Genomic DNA, 18,910 nt, shown 5'->3' with positions numbered 1-18,910 from the left:
TTGAATTATTTTCAAATTATGAACTTGCTGATAGTTATCCAATGACTCATTACACTGATTGGTATAAGGTAGCAGAAGCACAAGGGTCAATTTGTTGCTGGGATGAATCGCAAATGGCATTTAGTAATCGGAAATGGAGCAAATATGGTTCAACAGTTGCCACAGAGGTATTAATGTTTACTCGAAAAATGCAATCCGTACAAATGTATTGTAGTCCAAGTATAAATAATGTCGATAGTCGAATTAGGCAAATTGTTGAGATCCTTATTACAGTTCGAAAAATTGGAGACCGTGGTTTTCAGTTGCACTTTATGGATTATCAAACTAAGCAATTTATGCATACGCAATTCATTCCAATGTTTAAAGCTAAACGTATATTTAAGCTGAACTTATATGACACGTTTAATATGGTTCAATCCTTTCCTTTACCTTCTACGGAAAGAGAGGGAAAAGATTTTTTTGAAACTCTAGATGATATTCACAATAATGCAAGGGGGAAGATCAAACGTGGATCTAAACACTATAACTTTAGTACCTAATCATTACAAAGATAAAGACCCTCGCACATTACCTTATCTTTATCCAGAAACAATAAATATTGTTGCTTATGCAAAAAAAGTACAAGTATTTTCTTTTTATCAAACGTTAGAAGTCGCGGAAGATTTAGCAAAAAGAAGTGGTTTTTTGTTGTTACCATACAGTTGCATGCATTGGCAACGAGCTAAGCAATATGGTGTTGATCGGAAGGTTAAGATAGGAAGAAAATCATTCTTTATGTTAAAGCCAAATGAATTAACTCTAGGCGAACGTGCGAAGTTAAAAGATTATATTATTGAACAAGTAGGCTATCAACCAACGTTCAGCTAATGAGATTGGAGGGTAAATTAAATTGAATCTAATAATCGAAAAGACAGAAGTAGCGAGTTTATTAATGGTTATGAATATTTGTCGGAGTAATGTGAAGAAGCATTTTAAAAAACAAAACAAGAATCAAATGTTAGAAGCTTACGATTCAATAAAAGCACATCTTCAACACAATATAGCAGACTTGAATGAAGAAAATATAAACGTACAATGTAGACTCTTATTTGACTTAAAAGAATTGCACTTAGTTCATGCATTTATTTCATGGTATGTAGTTCGTACTAGAAGGTTGTTAGAGAAGGTAAATAGGAAAAACAATCAGGTTGATGATCATCAATTAAAGGCATTAATAGGTATTAGACAGAAAATTGAGGTGTTACTCGATGGGTAAGTTAAAGGTTATTCTCATACTTTTCCTATTAACACTTTTAAACCAAAAACAACTACAAGCAAATCAATTAAATTCGTATCAACAAGAACTTGATATGGTCATGACGGAAATAAATTTAACAACAGATCGAGCAGTCTTAATCGAATTAGTAAAACAAGAAAATGAGCTAGCAAAGTATATTAGAGCATATCAAGCTTTGCATGATCTAAATAATGTAAAAGTAGAGAATTATAGTAAGAATAGTGAAAATATTGATGTCGTTTTAATTGGTGAGCAGTGGATCAACAATAGCGAATATGCTTTTGGTGGAGGACGAAACGAAACTGAGATTAATAGAGGATTATTTGATTGTTCCTCTTTTGTCCATTGGGCTTTTGATCAGGTGGGTGTTAAGTTGGGTGATCGAACAAGCGTAACCACAGATACATTGAAAACTAAAGGGGATGCTGTCTCTAGCGAACACGTGCAACCAGGTGATCTTGTGTTTTTTGATACCTATAAAATTGATGGTCATGTAGGTATATATGCAGGAGAAGGGCAATTTATTGGTGCTCAAGGTTCAACAGGAGTCTCATATGAAGATATGAAAACAGGGTATTGGGCAGAACGTTTTAATGGACGAGTGAGAAGGATACAATAGTTCCTTTTCTTTTTTTGTCATACATGTGTCAAAACTTAAAAGTATTGAATCAAATGACTATAAGCTGATTTTATGCATGATTAGCTTGTATCAAAACATAGTGTCATAAATGGGGTGGGAAAATGAAATATGGTTATGCAAGAGTATCGACTTTGCAACAGGATATTAAAGCACAAATCAAAAGGTTAAATGATGAAGGATGCGATAAAATATATCAAGATAAATTCACAGGAACTAAGCTAGATCGACCAGCTTTTAATGTATTACTTCAACAGCTACAAGAAGGTGATACGCTAATTGTCACAAAACTAGATAGATTTGCTAGATCAACAGTGGATGGGATTCAGACAATAAGAAAGTTGTTTGATAAAGGGATTAGGGTTCATGTGTTAAACATGGGATTGGTAGAAGATACACCAACAGGAAAGCTTATTTTTAATGTGATGAGCGCCTTTGCAGAATTTGAAAGGGATATGATCGTAGAACGTACGCAAGAAGGAAAAGCGATAGCGAAGCAACGTAAAGATTTTAAAGAAGGTAGACCTAAAAAATATAGTAATAAACAGATTAAGCATGCATTACAACTAAAAAAGTCTCATTCATATAAACAAGTTGAAGAACTGACAGGGATTAGCAAAAGCACCTTAATAAGAAATAAATAAGAACAAGCGTTCTCTTCTAGGCACTTTTTATGTATAATTAATGATAGGGGTGATATCATGTCTAAAGAAAAACAGAAGCTTACTTTTAAAGATTATCCTTATCTTGTTTATACTAGGGTATCAACTGACAAGGATGAACAAAAAGATTCGTTATCAAATCAAATTGATATATGCCGTTATTGGTTGGAACAAAACGACTTTGAATGGGATGAACGTTCAATTCTTAAAGATGAAGGTAAATCAGGAACACTGTTTTTAGAAAGAACAGCATTACAATTGATTTTGAAAAAGGCACGTAAAAGGGAAATAAAGATGGTTGTTTTTAAATCTATACATAGACTTGCTCGGGATCTCAAAGATGCACTTGAAGTTAAAGAAGTATTACTTGGTCATAGTGTAAGGGTTGTAACCATTGAAGAAGGATACGACAGTGAATATGAGGGTAAAAATGATATGAAATTTGAAATGTTTAGTATGTTTGCAGCGCAATATCCTAAAACTTTATCCGTTTCAATAAGTGCTGCTATGTCAGCAAAAGTTAGACGTGGTGATCATATTGGCAAAGTACCTTATGGTTATGATCGAATTGATAATAAGCTTGTCATAAACAAGGAAAAAGCTAAGGTGATTAAGAAGATATTTCACTGGTATGTTAATGATAACATTGGCATGAAATCTATTGCTGTAAGACTCAATGAACAACTAAAAGAAGGATTAGTACCACCGCCAAAGCAAGGGTCATATTGGCAGTTAACAACGGTTAACAGCATTTTAAAAAACAGAACCTTCTGTGGTGACTTTATTTATAATCGCTTTACGAAAATTAAAATAGATGGGCGCAAAAAGAGAATTGAAAATCCTAAGAGTAAGTGGGTTATTATCGAAAAGCATCATCCTGGCATTATTTCACGAGAAGTTTATGAGAAAGCAAATAGTAAAGAAGTTGTAAATCGCAAACGAAAAGTAACACCGTGGAATGAATTTAGAGGATTACTACAGTGTGCACACTGTGGATCAAATATGGTGATACTAGAGTCATGGAAAAAGAAAAAAGACGGATCAAAAACGCATTGGAATTACCTAAAGTGTAGTAAACGAAGACGATCAGGGTTGTGTGTTAATCACAAGCCTATGACATATGAAGAATTAAGAGAAATTATCCTTCAAGAATTAAAGCAAGAAAGTGAGAAAATAAGCTTAAATTTTGATGAAACATTGTTGCATACTAATCAGACTAAAATTAAGCAGCTCGAAAAGCGTGAAAAAGACTTGGCAGATAAACAGAAAAGATTACTTGATATCTATTTAGATGGCATATTAGAAAAGCAAGAATTTGAGGCTAAAAAGCTCGCATTAGATACTAAACTACAAAGAACAGAGGAAGAAATATTTCTTTTAAAAAATAAGGATGAACATGAGTACAATGTAGAAAACATTAAAGATGCAATAGAGCAACTTAACAATACAAAGCAAGACCTGTATCACGTATTTAATACCTTAATTGAAAAAGGGATAGTGCACGAAGATGGGAGAATTGACTTGACGTTTACTTTTCAGAATAAAGAACTCTAAAAAGGGGGTAATTAGTATGATATACTGTCTAAAAGTCTATTTTTAGGTGGTGAAGTTGTGGAGGGTTTGATTGATCTCATAAAAAAAGTTTTAATAGTTCTTGTGTTTTTAGTAATTATATCATTTTTAATCGTTTTAGGTATAAATCCATTTGTCATTCCATTTTATTTTAGGTGGACAATAATTATAGGTGTTTTATTGTCTATATTGTACTGGTTAGTCAGACTTGTAAAAAGAATTGAAGAAAAGAGTTAGCTAAATATCGCGTTTTGCTTATAGTTGAAGAGACTATTTTAAAATTTGTTTTGCAATTACTACGTATCACAAATACGATTCAGAAGCTGGGTGTTAAGGGGCGTTCACAAGCTGTTGTAGAGCTTTTACGTATGGGGGAGTTAAAGCTCTAAGCAAAACCGACTTTCGTTTTGGAAGTCGGTTTTATCATGATTACAATTTATATTGTGTGCCATATGCTATAGAAGCATCTTCATCATTCATATTTAATTCATTTTCAAAAGTTTGAACTATAATTTAATCCATTTTGTAACACAACGTCCATGGTGAATAATGTATCTATAAGTGATAGACAATAACTTAGTTAGAGCTTGTTTATAAACATAACATCTTGAGGGGAGTAACCTTCAGTAACCACCCGTTGATATAATAAAATAAAAAGAAAAAAACTGAGCTAAGAATAACAAAAAAGGGTAACTTCACTTTTTTCAAGAAACCCCTCCTAGTGGCTCACTTATGTTAAGTGAAAAGTCAATGGAAACAAAATAATTACATAGATTTAACTTAGTATATGATCATAAGCCATATCTGACAAAGATGCATCACATCTAATTATTTAGTGATTTTAAGCTAGCTTTAATCCTGTCATAATCTTTTTATAATGTAAAATTTTTGAAAATAGACACCCCTTAATCCACGCACCCATAAAGAGTGCGACGTTAACGTTCAAAAAATTGTTTGATCTTTTTTATATTTCAATCCACGCACCCATAAAGAGTGGGGCGTTAGCGTTCAAAAAATTGTTTGATCTTTTTTATATTTCAATCCACGCACCCATAAAGAGTGGGGCGTTAGCGTTCAAAAAATTGTTTGATCTTTTTTATATTTCAATCCACGCACCCATAAAGAGTGGGGCGTTAGCGTTCAAAAAATTGTTTGATCTTTTTTATATTTCAATCCACGCACCCATAAAGAGTGGGGCGTTAGCGTTCAAAAAATTGTTTGATCTTTTTTATATTTCAATCCACGCACCCATAAAGAGTGGGGCGTTAGCGTTCAAAAAATTGTTTGATCTTTTTTATATTTCAATCCACGCACCCATAAAGAGTGGGGCGTTAGCGTTCAAAAAATTGTTTGATCTTTTTTATATTTCAATCCACGCACCCATAAAGAGTGGGGCGTTAGCGTTCAAAAAATTGTTTGATCTTTTTTATATTTCAATCCACGCACCCATAAAGAGTGGGGCGTTAGCGTTCAAAAAATTGTTTGATCTTTTTTATATTTCAATCCACGCACCCATAAAGAGTGGGGCGTTAGCGTTCAAAAAATTGTTTGATCTTTTTTATATTTCAATCCACGCACCCATAAAGAGTGGGGCGTTAGCGTTCAAAAAATTGTTTGATCTTTTTTATATTTCAATCCACGCACCCATAAAGAGTGGGGCGTTAGCGTTCAAAAAATTGTTTGATCTTTTTTATATTTCAATCCACGCACCCATAAAGAGTGGGGCGTTAGCGTTCAAAAAATTGTTTGATCTTTTTTATATTTCAATCCACGCACCCATAAAGAGTGGGGCGTTAGCGTTCAAAAAATTGTTTGATCTTTTTTATATTTCAATCCACGCACCCATAAAGAGTGGGGCGTTAGCGTTCAAAAAATTGTTTGATCTTTTTTATATTTCAATCCACGCACCCATAAAGAGTGGGGCGTTAGCGTTCAAAAAATTGTTTGATCTTTTTTATATTTCAATCCACGCACCCATAAAGAGTGGGGCGTTAGCGTTCAAAAAATTGTTTGATCTTTTTTATATTTCAATCCACGCACCCATAAAGAGTGGGGCGTTAGCGTTCAAAAAATTGTTTGATCTTTTTTATATTTCAATCCACGCACCCATAAAGAGTGGGGCGTTAGCGTTCAAAAAATTGTTTGATCTTTTTTATATTTCAATCCACGCACCCATAAAGAGTGGGGCGTTAGCGTTCAAAAAATTGTTTGATCTTTTTTATATTTCAATCCACGCACCCATAAAGAGTGGGGCGTTAGCGTTCAAAAAATTGTTTGATCTTTTTTATATTTCAATCCACGCACCCATAAAGAGTGGGGCGTTAGCGTTCAAAAAATTGTTTGATCTTTTTTATATTTCAATCCACGCACCCATAAAGAGTGCGACTGCGATTATCACCTAAATTAATCCAAATAGATGGTTACATGCAGAAAATTAAATGATTTTTATAACCAATCAACAATAAATTAATTAAGATAATAAATCAAAATACCTAGTTAACTAAAAAATAATAGTGCGAATCCCTATGGGAATTGATGTGAGCTTAACATTCGCACCAACTAACATTCCTCGTCAATATTTGACTTTATTCTAACAAAAACTTTGAAATTAGTGAAGGGTTATGGTAAAATATTCATATAAATAAGACTTTATTACCGGGGTGATGGTTTTATGTATATTGCACATATTCGATCTTTCGATGGTGAAATACAAACAGTTAGGCAACATTTAACAGAAACATGTCAATTGGCTGAGGCTATAGGGAAAAAAATTAATGTGCAATATTTGGCAGGATTAGCAGGTTTACTTCATGACATGGGGAAGTATACAACTGAATTTAAGGAATATATATTAGCGGCTGTCCAAAATCCCGATAATCCACCGAAAAGGGGAACTGTTGATCACTCGACTGCGGGTGGTAGATTGTTATTTGAACACTACTATGGGAAGTATAATACTGTTGAGGATATTATGGTTGAGGTTGTAGGGAACGCTATACTTTCTCATCATGGATACTTACAAGATTATATAACACCTGATCTAGAATTGAAATTTTTACATCGCATCAAAGAAAAGGAACTAAAAGGATATAATGAAGCTAAAGTTAATTTTTTTAGAGAAGTTCTTACTATTGAAGATTTTCAGTCATACGTTGTTAAAGCAATAGAGGACTTAAAAAACTTTATTTCTCGAATTAACGTCGGAGAATTAAATAGTTCTATTATGTTTTTAACGAAATATATATTTAGCGCATTAATCGACGCTGATCGAACCAGCACAAGACAATTTGAAGAGAATACACAACCTCAAGAAATACAACTACATCATTTACTAAAAGACTACCACGAGAAACTACTACAAAAAATTGAATCCTTTAAAAGGCCTGGTCAAGAAACTTCCACAATTAATAGATTGCGACACGAAATGTCTTTGCAATGTGAGCAGATTGCTGAGAAGCCTTCAAATATTTATAGCTTATCTATTCCTACTGGAGGTGGCAAGACTCTAGCAAGCTTGAGGTATGCACTGAAACATGCAATCTTACATCATAAAAAGAGAGTTATTTATATTGTCCCATTTACAACCATTATTGAGCAAAATGCGGAAGAAGTAAGACGTATTCTTAATGATCCTTCTAATATTCTTGAACATCATTCAAATGTCTATCCAGATCAATTATCAGCTGAAAGGGCAGAGGCTGAGGATGGTGTAATGAATGTATCACAAAAATTATTGCTAGCAAAAGATAATTTGGATGCTCCTATTATTTTTACTACCATGGTACAATTTCTCAATGTTTTTTATGCAACTGGCACTCGTAACATTAGGCGATTACATAATTTAAGCGAATCCGTAATAATCTTTGATGAAGTGCAGAAAGTCCCAATTAAATGTATCTCACTATTTAATCAAGCAGTTAATTTTTTAAAGAACCATTGCCACAGTAGTATTGTATTGTGTACAGCTACTCAGCCTGCTTTGAGAAACGTCGAACATAATCTCCAGATAGGAGAAAGTGCTGAAATGATTGGTAATATTGATCAGGTAATCGATGAATTTTCTAGGGTTGAAATTATTAACCAAGCAAGTGTGAGAATGTCTACAAATGATTTGGCTGAATTTATTATAGACCAAACAAATCAATTCTCAAGTCAACTTATTATTTTAAACACAAAATCAGTTGTAAAGGAACTCTATCGGAAACTAAAAGAAACGATAAGTGAGGACGGTGTTTTTCATCTGAGTACATCGATGTGTGCGATGCACCGGAAGGATATATTGCAAAAGATTAAAGATAAGTTAATGAAAAAAGAATCAATTATTTGTGTTAGTACACAATTAATTGAAGCAGGAGTAGATGTTAGTTTTCAAAGTGTAATCCGCTCTTTATCTGGGCTAGATTCTATTGCTCAGGCGGCGGGGCGGTGTAACCGACATGGGGAATTTAAGAAAGGGACTGTCTATTTAATCGATCATGAAGAAGAGAGTCTAAAATGGTTACCTGAAATTAATATAGGAAAAAAAATTACGAATAAAATGCTGGTGGATTTAAGTGAAAATCCAAATTCACACGGTGGTGACTTGTTATCTAGACAGGCATTGGAGTATTTTTTTAAAAACTTCTACAAAGAAATGGCTTATGACCTGGACTACCCAATAAAAGCTTTAGCAGTTAAAATGACAGATTTACTCATAAATGATAGGAGTAAAAGTGATTGGTATAGTGCCTACTCCAGCAAAAACAGCGAGAAATTTCCGATGTTTTCACATGGTAGTTTTCAGACTGCAGCAAGACATTTTAGTGTTATTGCCAATCAAACAACTTCAATTCTTGTTCCTTACGGAGACGGTAAAGAGGTCATTGCTGATATAAATGGAAATGAAAAAATTGAAGATTGGTCGCTATTATTCAGACAAGCTCAACACTATTCAGTTAACGTCTATGATCAAGAGTTTTCTAGATTAAAAGATGCAGGTGCAATCATAGTGTATTTTGATGGACAACTCTTTTCCTTAGATGAAAGTTATTATAGTCGAGAATATGGGATTGACTTAGAGGGCGAGGCTGAACGGTCAGAATTCATTTTTTAAACCTACCTTGTGAAAAGATAGGTTTTTAAAAAATAGTATTATAACAGAAATCAGCAATAATATTACTTGATTTAAAGGAGGTGTTTTCATGCGCAATAGCATTGAATTCTCACTATATGGTGATTATGGTTTGTTTACCGATCCATTAACTAAAATTGGTGGGGAGAAGATGACCTATCAGGTTCCTACATACCAAGCGTTAAAGGGGATTGTGGAAAGTATTTACTGGAAGCCTACATTAATTATGATAGTAGATGAGCTTAGGGTAATCAATGCCATTCAGATGGAGTCAAAAGGTATTCGACCAATTGAATATGGTGGCGGTAATACGCTTGCCAACTATACTTATTTAAAAAAGCCGCACTACCAAGTGAAGGCGCATTTCGAGTTTAATCTAAATCGACCTGATCTGACTTATGACCGAAATGAGAATAAACATCACAACATCTTGAAACGTTCTTTAAAAGCTGGTGGACGTCGTGATATTTTTTTAGGGGCTAGAGAGTGCCAAGGCTATGTTGAACCATGTAAGTTCGGGGAAGGTGCTGGATTCTACGATAAGTACGATGAGGTTCATTTGGGCACCATGGTACATGGAGTTAATTATCCGGATGAGACAGGGAACAATCAAATGGAAGTGCGACTTTGGAACCCGGTATTGAAAAATGGGGTGATAAGTTTTACTCGACCTGAGGATTGTCATAATGTACGTCCAATTAAAGAGATGACACCCAAGCACTTTGATCAAAAAAATGTTCAGTCAGTTGATGAACTTTTTACATTATATGAAGGTGAGGTGAATCAATGAGTTGGTTGCAAAAGCTTTATGAGACGTATAATAACAACACGGATAAAATAGGTGTGGTTCAAAAACGTTATAATGACAGTAAATTCACGCTCTTGCCTATTTCGCATACGACGCAAAACGCTCATATAGAAATCAACGTGACAGAGGATGGTAATTTTCACTCCGCTGAAGTATTAGATAAAGAAAACACACTCATTCCTACCACGGAAGCTTCAGCAAGTCGGTCTGGAAAAGCAGTTTATCCTTATCCTTTACATGATAAGTTGTCTTATTGTGCAGGTGACTTTGAACAATTTGGTGGTGGAATTAAAGAAAAAGAGCAATTTAATGCTTACATCAATCAGCTGAAAAGTTGGGTGAATTCAAACTCGAGCCATCCGAAAGTGAAAGCAATATTTGACTATGTCAATAAACGGTCAATTATTCATGACTTAGTTGAGAAAAAAGTACTTTATTTAGATGATAACAAAAAGTTGATTACCAAATGGGAAAAGAAACATGTACAAGTAGCCGAAGATAAGCCAGAAATATTTACGAAGGTGACTGGTGATGTATCGGCAGCATTTATCCGTTTTAATGTTCATTCGACAACCACGATAACTGAAGATATTTGGTCAGATAAGACTGTTTATCAATCCTTTATTGATTTTTATAGCGAAAAGCTACAAGAAAAAGATTTGTGTTATGTAACAGGTAAATATCTACTAAGTACTGAGAAACATGCGAATAAAATTCGACACGCAGCCGATAAAGCGAAATTAATTTCATCAAATGATAATGTTGGTTTCACATTTCGAGGGCGATTTGATAAAAGCTATCAAGCAGCATCGATAAGCTATGATGTGTCACAGAAGGCACATAACGCTTTAAAGTGGTTAATTAATCAGCAGGGTGAAATCATTGATGACAGAGTGTTTCTTGTTTGGGGAAATGACAAAATTGAGATCGTTAATCCAGGTGCTGATCTAATTGCCTTAAATCCAGCACTCAAGCTAGAAGATGAAATAAAGGTTGATACATTAAAGCACTATGCTAATCAAGTTTATAAAGCTATTCATGGTTATCACCATGACCTTAACTCGAAATCAGAGGTTAATATTTTAGTGCTTGATTCAGCAACAACTGGAAGAATGGGTGTGCTTTACTATAGGAATTTAAACAAAGAACTCTATCTTCAAAGATTAATAGATTGGCACCATTCATGCACTTGGATACACCGATACAAAAAGGGCGAAGATGGTAAGCAACTTTCATTCTGTGGCGCACCCGCCACAAAGGATATTGCTTTTGCTGCATATGGCGCGCAGGCAAAGAAAAAAGTTGTTAAGGGTTTAATGGAGAGAATGCTTCCCTCTATTATTGATGGCAGAAAAATCCCTAGCGATATTGTAATCAGTGCCATTAAGCGTGCATCAAATCCAGTATCTATGGAGCGTTGGGAATGGTTGAAAACACTTAGTATTACATGTGCACTTATCAATAGACAGGAGGGAATTGGTGTGGCATTAGATAATGAAATTAGGGACCGTAATTATCTTTTCGGTCGTTTGTTGGCGGTAGCCTATGTGATTGAGAATTGGGCATTAAGAGAGCAAGGAGAGAAGCGCTCGACAAATGCGGAACGTTATATGGTTAGCTTCTCAAATAAACCTGTTCAAACATGGAAAAACATTCATGCGAGTTTAGCTCCATATAAAACTAGACTAGGTGGCCGAGCAAGTAAATTAAACCAATTAATTTTAGATATTACTGACCAATTTGATTTTGAAGATTTCAGTGATGAGCCTCTAGATGGAAAATACTTATTAGGTTTTTCAAGTCAAGTACTTGCTTTAGATAATAGAAATAAAAAAGAAGAGGAGAATGTATAATGACAACATTAGATCATAAAATTGATTTTTCAGTAATTATCTCAGTCAATCATGCTAATCCAAACGGTGATCCTTTAAACGGAAATCGTCCACGACAAAATTTTGATGGATATGGTGAAATTTCAGATGTGGCGATAAAAAGAAAAATAAGAAATCGATTATTAGATATGGGCGAAGCTATTTTTGTCCAATCGAATGATAATAAGGTTGATCAATATAAGAGCTTAAAAGATCGTGCAGATGCCAATGAAGAATTGTCTCAATATAGTAAAGGAAAAACCAAAGATAATGAGAAGTTTGCTGAAATTGCATGTCAATCATGGCTTGATGTCAGAGCTTTTGGCCAGGTTTTTGCTTTTAAGGGTATTGATGTTTCAGTGGGAGTTAGAGGACCTGTTTCTATTCATCCAGCGACGAGCGTTGATCCTATTGATATTGTCAGCACCCAAATTACCAAAAGTGTAAACTCAGTTACAGGTGATAAAAAATCTTCCGATACCATGGGTATGAAACATCGCGTGGATTTTGGACTTTACTTATTTAAAGGAAGTATTAATACTCAACTGGCTGAGAAAACAGGCTTTACAAATGAGGATGCTAAAAAAATCAAACAGGCACTTATCACTTTATTTGAAAATGATGCATCCTCAGCCCGACCTGATGGCAGTATGGAAGTCTATAAAGTGTACTGGTGGGAGCATTCTTCAAAATTGGGTCAATACTCCTCTGCTAAGGTTCATCGATCAGTTGAAATTGATAGAAAAGTAGCTACTCCAAAAAGTTTAGAAGATTATCAAATAAAGGTAAATGAATTAGATGGTTTAAAGGTTGAAGTATTGGATGGACAATAATCCTGAAGAATATTTAATGTTATCAGGTATTCAACATTATGAATTTTGTCCAAGACAATGGGCATTAATTCATATTGAACAACAGTGGGAAGAAAATGTCCGAACCGTTCAAGGTCAGCATTTACATCGAAATGCTGACCAACCCTTCATTCGAGAAAAAAGGGGCGAACGGATTATTGTTAGGGCAATGCCAATTCATTCTAATGAACTTCAGATCAACGGCATCTGTGATGTTGTCGAATTTGTTAAAGACTCTTCTGGTGTGTATGTACATCAACTACAAGGATACTACCGCGCCTTTCCAGTTGAATATAAGCGAGGTAAACCAAAGAAAAATGATGCGGACATTTTACAATTAGCTGCTCAAGCCATTTGTTTAGAAGAAATGCTTCTTTGTAAAATTGATACAGGATATTTGTTTTATAATGAAATAAAAAGACGTGTAGAAGTCCCGATTGCGGATTCAGTTAAAGATAAAGTGCATACCATAACAGCAGAAATGCATAAATATTTTAAAAGAAAACACACACCTAAAGTAAAAACAGGCCCATTTTGTCAAAGGTGTTCTTTAAAAAATATATGCCTTCCTAAGCTTATGAAAAAGGAAACGGTGCACCGTTATATTGAAAGGAAGCTAAAGGAATGAAAAAACTCTTAAATACTTTATTTGTTACACAACCTGATGTTTATCTTTCACTTAATGGTGATAATATCGTTCTTAGTAAAGAAAAAGAAAAAATTGCTAGAATACCTCTTCACAATTTAGAATCAATTGTTTCATTTGGATATACTGGTGCGAGCCCTCAATTGATGGGATATTGTGCGGAACAAAATATTTCACTTGTTTTTTTAAAACAAAGTGGTCAGTTTTTAGCACGTGTATCTGGTAAAAGTAAAGGCAATGTTGTTTTAAGAAAAGAACAATACCGGCTTTCGGATGACGAAAGACAGTCTGCTTTAATCGCAAGGAACTTTATCATTGGGAAGGTTTATAATAATAAGTGGATTCTTGAAAGAATGACCCGTGACTATCCTTTGCGTATTGACGTGGACAAATTTAAAAGTGTGTCGGAACATCTATCCGAGCTTTTGATTCATATCAGAACATGTGAGGATTTAGAATCTTTGAGGGGATGGGAAGGTCAAGCTGCATTTAGCTATAACAGTGTATTTGACGCTATGATATTACAACAGAGGGATGATTTCTATTTCAAATCTAGAAACAGAAGACCGCCATTGGATAATGTCAATGCATTATTATCCTTTGTATATACATTATTAGCTAACGATACTGCAGCAGCACTAGAAACAGTTGGATTAGATGCGTATGTTGGCTTTTTGCACCGTGATCGCCCAGGAAGAGTTTCTTTAGCGTTAGATTTAATGGAAGAGTTAAGAGGTGTATACGCAGATCGATTTGTTTTATCGATTATTAATAAGAAGGTTTTAAATAAAGAAGACTTTTTGAAAAAAGAGAATGGTGCGATTATTTTAAAAGAGGAAGGTAGAAAAAAACTACTTAAAGCTTGGCAGACAAAAAAGCAGGATAAAATAACTCACCCGTATCTAGCTGAAAAAATAAGTTGGGGATTAGTCCCGTATGCCCAATCTATGCTTTTAGCTAGATACCTTAGAGGAGATTTAGATGAATATCCACCTTTCTTATGGAAGTAGGTGAAAAAAATGCTTGTGTTGATTACATATGATGTTAGTACTTCAAGTACAGGTGGTACCAAGAGATTAAGGAAAGTAGCAAAAGTTTGTCAAAGTTACGGGCAACGTGTTCAAAACTCAGTATTTGAATGTATTGTTGATTCTACACAATTTGAAGAGTTAAAGATAAATCTAGAAAAAATAATAGATTTAGAAAAAGATAGTTTGAGATTTTATCGCTTGGGAGATAACTACAAAACTAAGGTAAAACATATTGGGGTAAAAGAGTCTCTTCAATTGGAAGACCCATTAATATTTTAGTGCGAATGATAAGTGCACATAAATTCCCTGGTAGGTTCGCACCAGATTTAAAGGCTATATTTAAAATAAAAGATAGTATTGTACGTATTTAAATATTAAAATTGTTTGTTTTAGGTGGTTTTTACTTAAATTTTCTTTGAAATCCAGTTAATTTATTTAAAAATCGCAGTCGCACTCTTTATGAGTGCGTGGATTGAAATTAATTAGAATTTGTGATAGATCATTACATAACACGTCGCACTCTTTATGAGTGCGTGGATTGAAATTAATTAGAATTTGTGATAGATCATTACATAACACGTCGCACTCTTTATGAGTGCGTGGATTGAAATGATAAGTGGAGTAACGGACTTGGTCAAGGTTGGGTTGCACTCTTTATTATTGTGTGATTGAAATATAGAGTATACTTATTTAATTATGAATTCATCACTGTTTTTAAAAAAAGGAAGGAAATATGGAAGTTTACGTAGAAATATGTATAAATGTATCAAAATGCCCATTTAATTTGCACATTTTGGTTGGAGGGATAAGAATGACTAAAGAAGAACGTAAACAGAAATTAGTTAGAAACATCACAACAAATTACCGGCAAGTTGAACAATCGATTGTGAACGAGCTTTATATGAAACATGATCTGCATGGAACAAGCATTGGTTCTGCTCGTGAGGATATCTGGGCTCAGTTGTTTGACATGATTATTCCCAAAAAATTTGTCATTGAACACTCCGTCTTTATCATTGATTCGGAAGGGAATGTCTCCAGTGAGGTTGATTTGGCTATACTCGATGAAACCTACACCCCTTATATTTTTCGTTACGGGCGTTTGAAGTTTATCCCGATTGAAGCGGTGGCTGTGGTGGTAGAATGCAAAAGTCAAAGTTTAAAAGGGATCGAGGATTGGTGCGGTAACTTAACTGAGCTAAAAACCGCAGATGATTCAATCGCGAGAATTGCTGACCGTATTGCCATTGGCTCGGTTCCCACACAGAAATCGACATACCCGATTCGCATTTTATGTACGCTGAAGTCGGTAGTGAACGAAGAGATTCAGCAAAACTTTGATTTTGTGCTCCTTGCTGTAAACGATGACAAGGGAGGACGTATTGATATTGAGGATAATAGAGGAGGGAGCTTGAAAGACTGGTTTAGAAAGCTTAATTTTCATAAAACGAACCCTGATAAAGAAATCAGGGACGAAGATCTCTTAACGGATATCAAGCTGAAAGACTACGAGGTGAAAGATGAAGATGGTACGCTTGTATCGCTCCTCACATTCAATTTCCAACTGAACCAATTATTAATGCTAATCAACAATCCTTTGCTGTTCCCGCACCGTGCATACGCAGAACTATTTGATATTGAGAGGAAGGAATCTTAATGGGGCAATATGTTGTTGCTATATCCATTGATAAAGTACAGACATTTTTATACTATGTGCTGCAGGCGTATATCCAGGAAAATCAGGCCAACAGCGGTACACTTCGGGAGATAGTAAATTCATCGCATTTGATCTCCGAGACGTTTTTTGGGGACATTGGAATTGAGGGAGAAGATGGCGAGTTTAGCGATCATTTTGATGAGCAATTGCTCACATGTTCAGGTATGTGCATATTTACCACCTCGCTTGACCAAGAACAGATTACGAAAAAGCTGAACCAATTGTTCATAAAGTATTATAAAATGTTCAAAGGCCAGCTGTTAGTTAAATATGTTGTTTTTGAGAAGCAGCTTTCGGAAAAACCGGATAAGCTAGAGGCAATTAAAGAGAGTAAAGACCGCCTTAGACAACCGAAGTGCCTGAATGAGATCATAGCCAGTCATAGAGATTTGTTATTTCAGTTTTGCAGTGTCCCTGAGGGAAATAAACTTCAATTATCAATTGATCTGGAAAAAAAATATCCGTCGTTTTCCAGCGATATTAATGCGCTCTATTCCCAAGAAGAGGATGACAACGACAACCATTTTCGGATTGCTGTTATTAAGGCTGATTTAGACGGCATGGGGGCTTTATTTGAACAACTTGGAGATTACACGATATATAATGCAATCAGCCAATTATTGTCCAAATTCATAAGTTTGGATTATTTACATAAAATCACTGCGAAATATCAGGAGAAGGATAAGGACTTCAAGCTGTACCCATTATATATGGCTGGAGATGACATCTTCTTCGCGGTGACTGCTGCTCATTTATTGGATGGTATCAATTTGTGCAAAGAAATTTTGCAGCAATTGAATGAAGAGATCAACAAACTAAGTGAACATTACATCACCAATTTGCCACAGCTTTCTTTGAGCGTAGGCATTGATTTTACCTTCAACCGTGAACCAATTCGGTATTACTATGAGAGAGTACAGCATCAATTGGATGAGGCTAAGGCTTATTCACGAAACTGTAAGGATAAGGTTGAAAAGTCCTCTTATATGAAGATTAGCATTAATGATTATGTCTTCGAGGATTATGATGCAGAGAAGAAATCACAATGGGCTTATTTTAAAGATGATGTAGCTCTATTGAAAGGAGCCATGGAAAAAGGCTTTGCCGCGCATCATTTTTTATACGGGTTGCTAATGAAGATTAGCGACAAGACGATCTGTAGCAGTGACGTTAAATTCAGCAACGCCGTTCTGTATCATTTATTGCCGGAGCATCTGGAGAGCAGCAATAAAGAGCTGAGCGGGTTTGAATTATTACTGATTGAAAAACTCTTGAGGCAGTTGCTTACCCCAAAAAAAGAACGTAGCTGCGGGAGAAAAGAAAATTCGAATAGAAAGAGGAATTCAGAAAAGGAATTGCATTTTGGGTCTCGTCAACGTATTCGGTTAGAAAGATATGTGCGTATGCTGCTGCTATTTTCTGATCCGCGTTTTGCGATTACAGGTGATAAAGTCAAGCCTAAATATTCTGATATCCGTAAGTTACGAGGAATTCTGTTCAATAAGCCGTTGAGGTATTTGTATCATCAGAATTTGTATGGTTCCTTGAAGAAAGATAACACGATCAAAGAGTATGGTATTCGTCAATTCCGCAATATTTTTGCGGTGTTTGCAAGTTATAAAGCTCCTAATGGATCTAAGGTTGAGACTTACCGGAGGTTACAAATCTCCAGCTCCATGTTTCACCGCTTCAAAAAAATGGACAAGAGTCAAATCGGGACAGTTGCTGAGATGCTTCAATCAGTGAATGATCGGACGAAAGAAGATATTGAAGAACTGAAAGCTCAAAGGGAATTAGAAAAGAAAGCACCACCGGGGCTATTCTTTGATAAAGAAAGCTTTCGGAGTGTTGGAAATCGGACAAACCTTTGGACAGATGACTATATAGACTCCTTGCTTATTTTCTATCGTTTGAACGAGCTATCGATACTATACAAAACTTTATATCCGGATAAAAAGAAAAAAAATCAGAACCAAAAAGATAGAGAACCGAAAGGGGATAAAAGATGAGCGTGAATACGATCCAGTTGAAAGTGACTACACTTTCTAATCTGTTTATAGGTGGTTCCCCGAGAACCTTTGAGATCGGCGGTATCGATCTGTTTACCGTCACTGATCATAATGGCAAGCCTTATATTCCGGCATCTTCTTTCAAAGGGAGCTTGAGAAGAATTGTGCGGGATCTAACTAAAAGTTCCGCAGAAGCGAAGCTGATAACGGAAGCTTACCAAGAATATCTTGTCACCAAGCAAGAAGAAAACTTGCTCCGGATTGAAGAAATGAAAGAGAAGGATGAGCGGTTCCTAAGGGAAAGGGTTGAAAAACGTTTTGAAGAAGCAATCCATAAGGCATCGGCGGAGTACCTTTTTGGAGTGGAAGGATTTAATCATACGCCGAAATTAATCTTTAATGATTTGCAACTAATAGAAACAGGAGATGTTGATCCATTCTCTATTGACTCGAAAAACTCGATAAAAGCCAGTGAACCTCATGAAGAACCTAACGTAGTCGCCAATCCACGAACCTATAAAACGGTTCGTCCAGGTGTAGAGTTTTCAGGGGAGATTCATTTTTATATGCTTGATCAATTAACAGTACCAATGGATGTTACAGCGAGATTTATAGAGAATGCTATCTATCAGTTTAATGCTGGCGTATATCGTCTGGGCAATTCCGGAAGCCGTGGATACGGCAGAATACAGGTGGAAGTGAGTCGGGAGGGAGATTGAT

General features: G+C 35.3%; 17 protein-coding genes. All 17 read left to right on the top strand.

Annotated features, from left to right (window positions below; translation table 11 throughout):
- On the top strand, positions 1-539 hold a 539-nt coding region (locus B494_RS21070; protein WP_017472793.1), incomplete at its 5' end, for a hypothetical protein.
- The gene (locus B494_RS0112825; protein ID WP_017472792.1) at positions 508-867 is read left to right on the top strand and encodes a hypothetical protein; all 360 of its coding nucleotides are present in this window, start codon (positions 508-510) and stop codon (positions 865-867) included. The genes B494_RS21070 and B494_RS0112825, both read left to right, overlap by 32 nt.
- A gap of 22 nt (positions 868-889) precedes the next feature.
- Positions 890-1,255: a hypothetical protein gene (locus B494_RS0112820; RefSeq protein ID WP_017472791.1), complete on the top strand. Its 366-nt coding sequence runs from the start codon at positions 890-892 to the stop codon at positions 1,253-1,255.
- A complete protein-coding gene (locus B494_RS21645) occupies positions 1,248-1,895 on the top strand; it encodes an NlpC/P60 family protein (protein ID WP_017472790.1) in 648 nt (215 codons plus the stop codon). Before B494_RS0112820 ends, B494_RS21645 begins: the two co-directional genes overlap by 8 nt.
- A gap of 122 nt (positions 1,896-2,017) precedes the next feature.
- Positions 2,018-2,557, top strand: a complete 540-nt coding sequence (locus tag B494_RS0112810; protein ID WP_017472789.1) for a recombinase family protein — start codon at positions 2,018-2,020, stop codon at positions 2,555-2,557.
- A 57-nt stretch (positions 2,558-2,614) separates the two neighbouring features.
- Complete coding sequence (locus B494_RS0112805) at positions 2,615-4,129, top strand: recombinase family protein (RefSeq protein ID WP_017472788.1); 1,515 nt, start codon at positions 2,615-2,617, stop codon at positions 4,127-4,129.
- A 968-nt stretch (positions 4,130-5,097) separates the two neighbouring features.
- A complete protein-coding gene (locus B494_RS0112795) occupies positions 5,098-6,549 on the top strand; it encodes a hypothetical protein (protein ID WP_017472786.1) in 1,452 nt (483 codons plus the stop codon).
- A gap of 269 nt (positions 6,550-6,818) precedes the next feature.
- Positions 6,819-9,239 (top strand): CRISPR-associated helicase/endonuclease Cas3, encoded by a 2,421-nt coding sequence (locus tag B494_RS0112790; protein WP_017472785.1) that lies wholly within the window; start codon positions 6,819-6,821, stop codon positions 9,237-9,239.
- Between the two features lie 88 nt (positions 9,240-9,327).
- Positions 9,328-10,047: a type I-C CRISPR-associated protein Cas5c gene (gene cas5c / locus B494_RS0112785; RefSeq protein ID WP_017472784.1), complete on the top strand. Its 720-nt coding sequence runs from the start codon at positions 9,328-9,330 to the stop codon at positions 10,045-10,047.
- Positions 10,044-11,918 carry a type I-C CRISPR-associated protein Cas8c/Csd1 gene (gene cas8c, locus B494_RS0112780; protein ID WP_017472783.1) on the top strand — a complete coding sequence of 625 codons (1,875 nt, stop codon included), beginning with the start codon at positions 10,044-10,046 and terminating at the stop codon, positions 11,916-11,918. The genes cas5c and cas8c overlap by 4 nt, the downstream gene beginning before the upstream one ends.
- Positions 11,918-12,769, top strand: a complete 852-nt coding sequence (gene cas7c, locus B494_RS0112775) for a type I-C CRISPR-associated protein Cas7/Csd2 (RefSeq protein ID WP_017472782.1) — start codon at positions 11,918-11,920, stop codon at positions 12,767-12,769. The genes cas8c and cas7c overlap by 1 nt, the downstream gene beginning before the upstream one ends.
- Positions 12,759-13,415: a CRISPR-associated protein Cas4 gene (gene cas4 / locus B494_RS0112770; protein ID WP_017472781.1), complete on the top strand. Its 657-nt coding sequence runs from the start codon at positions 12,759-12,761 to the stop codon at positions 13,413-13,415. Before cas7c ends, cas4 begins: the two co-directional genes overlap by 11 nt.
- Positions 13,412-14,443: a type I-C CRISPR-associated endonuclease Cas1c gene (cas1c, locus tag B494_RS0112765; protein ID WP_017472780.1), complete on the top strand. Its 1,032-nt coding sequence runs from the start codon at positions 13,412-13,414 to the stop codon at positions 14,441-14,443. Before cas4 ends, cas1c begins: the two co-directional genes overlap by 4 nt.
- A 9-nt stretch (positions 14,444-14,452) precedes the next feature.
- The gene (gene cas2, locus B494_RS0112760; protein WP_026065244.1) at positions 14,453-14,743 is read left to right on the top strand and encodes a CRISPR-associated endonuclease Cas2; all 291 of its coding nucleotides are present in this window, start codon (positions 14,453-14,455) and stop codon (positions 14,741-14,743) included.
- A 532-nt stretch (positions 14,744-15,275) separates the two neighbouring features.
- On the top strand, positions 15,276-16,121 hold the full coding sequence (locus B494_RS0112755) for a DUF6602 domain-containing protein (protein WP_017472778.1): 846 nt from the start codon (positions 15,276-15,278) through the stop codon (positions 16,119-16,121).
- The gene (locus B494_RS0112750; protein WP_017472777.1) at positions 16,121-18,190 is read left to right on the top strand and encodes a Cas10/Cmr2 second palm domain-containing protein; all 2,070 of its coding nucleotides are present in this window, start codon (positions 16,121-16,123) and stop codon (positions 18,188-18,190) included. The genes B494_RS0112755 and B494_RS0112750 overlap by 1 nt, the downstream gene beginning before the upstream one ends.
- Positions 18,187-18,909, top strand: coding sequence for an RAMP superfamily CRISPR-associated protein (locus B494_RS0112745; protein WP_017472776.1), 723 nt, complete (start codon positions 18,187-18,189; stop codon positions 18,907-18,909). The genes B494_RS0112750 and B494_RS0112745 overlap by 4 nt, the downstream gene beginning before the upstream one ends.
- The last annotated feature ends 1 nt before the right edge of the window (position 18,910 follow it).

Source organism: Amphibacillus jilinensis Y1, assembly GCF_000306965.1.
GTDB classification, from domain to species: Bacteria; Bacillota; Bacilli; order Bacillales; family Amphibacillaceae; genus Amphibacillus_C; species Amphibacillus_C jilinensis.
Note: the sequence above shows the minus strand (reverse complement) of the source record. Positions and strands in the feature narration are given on the sequence as shown.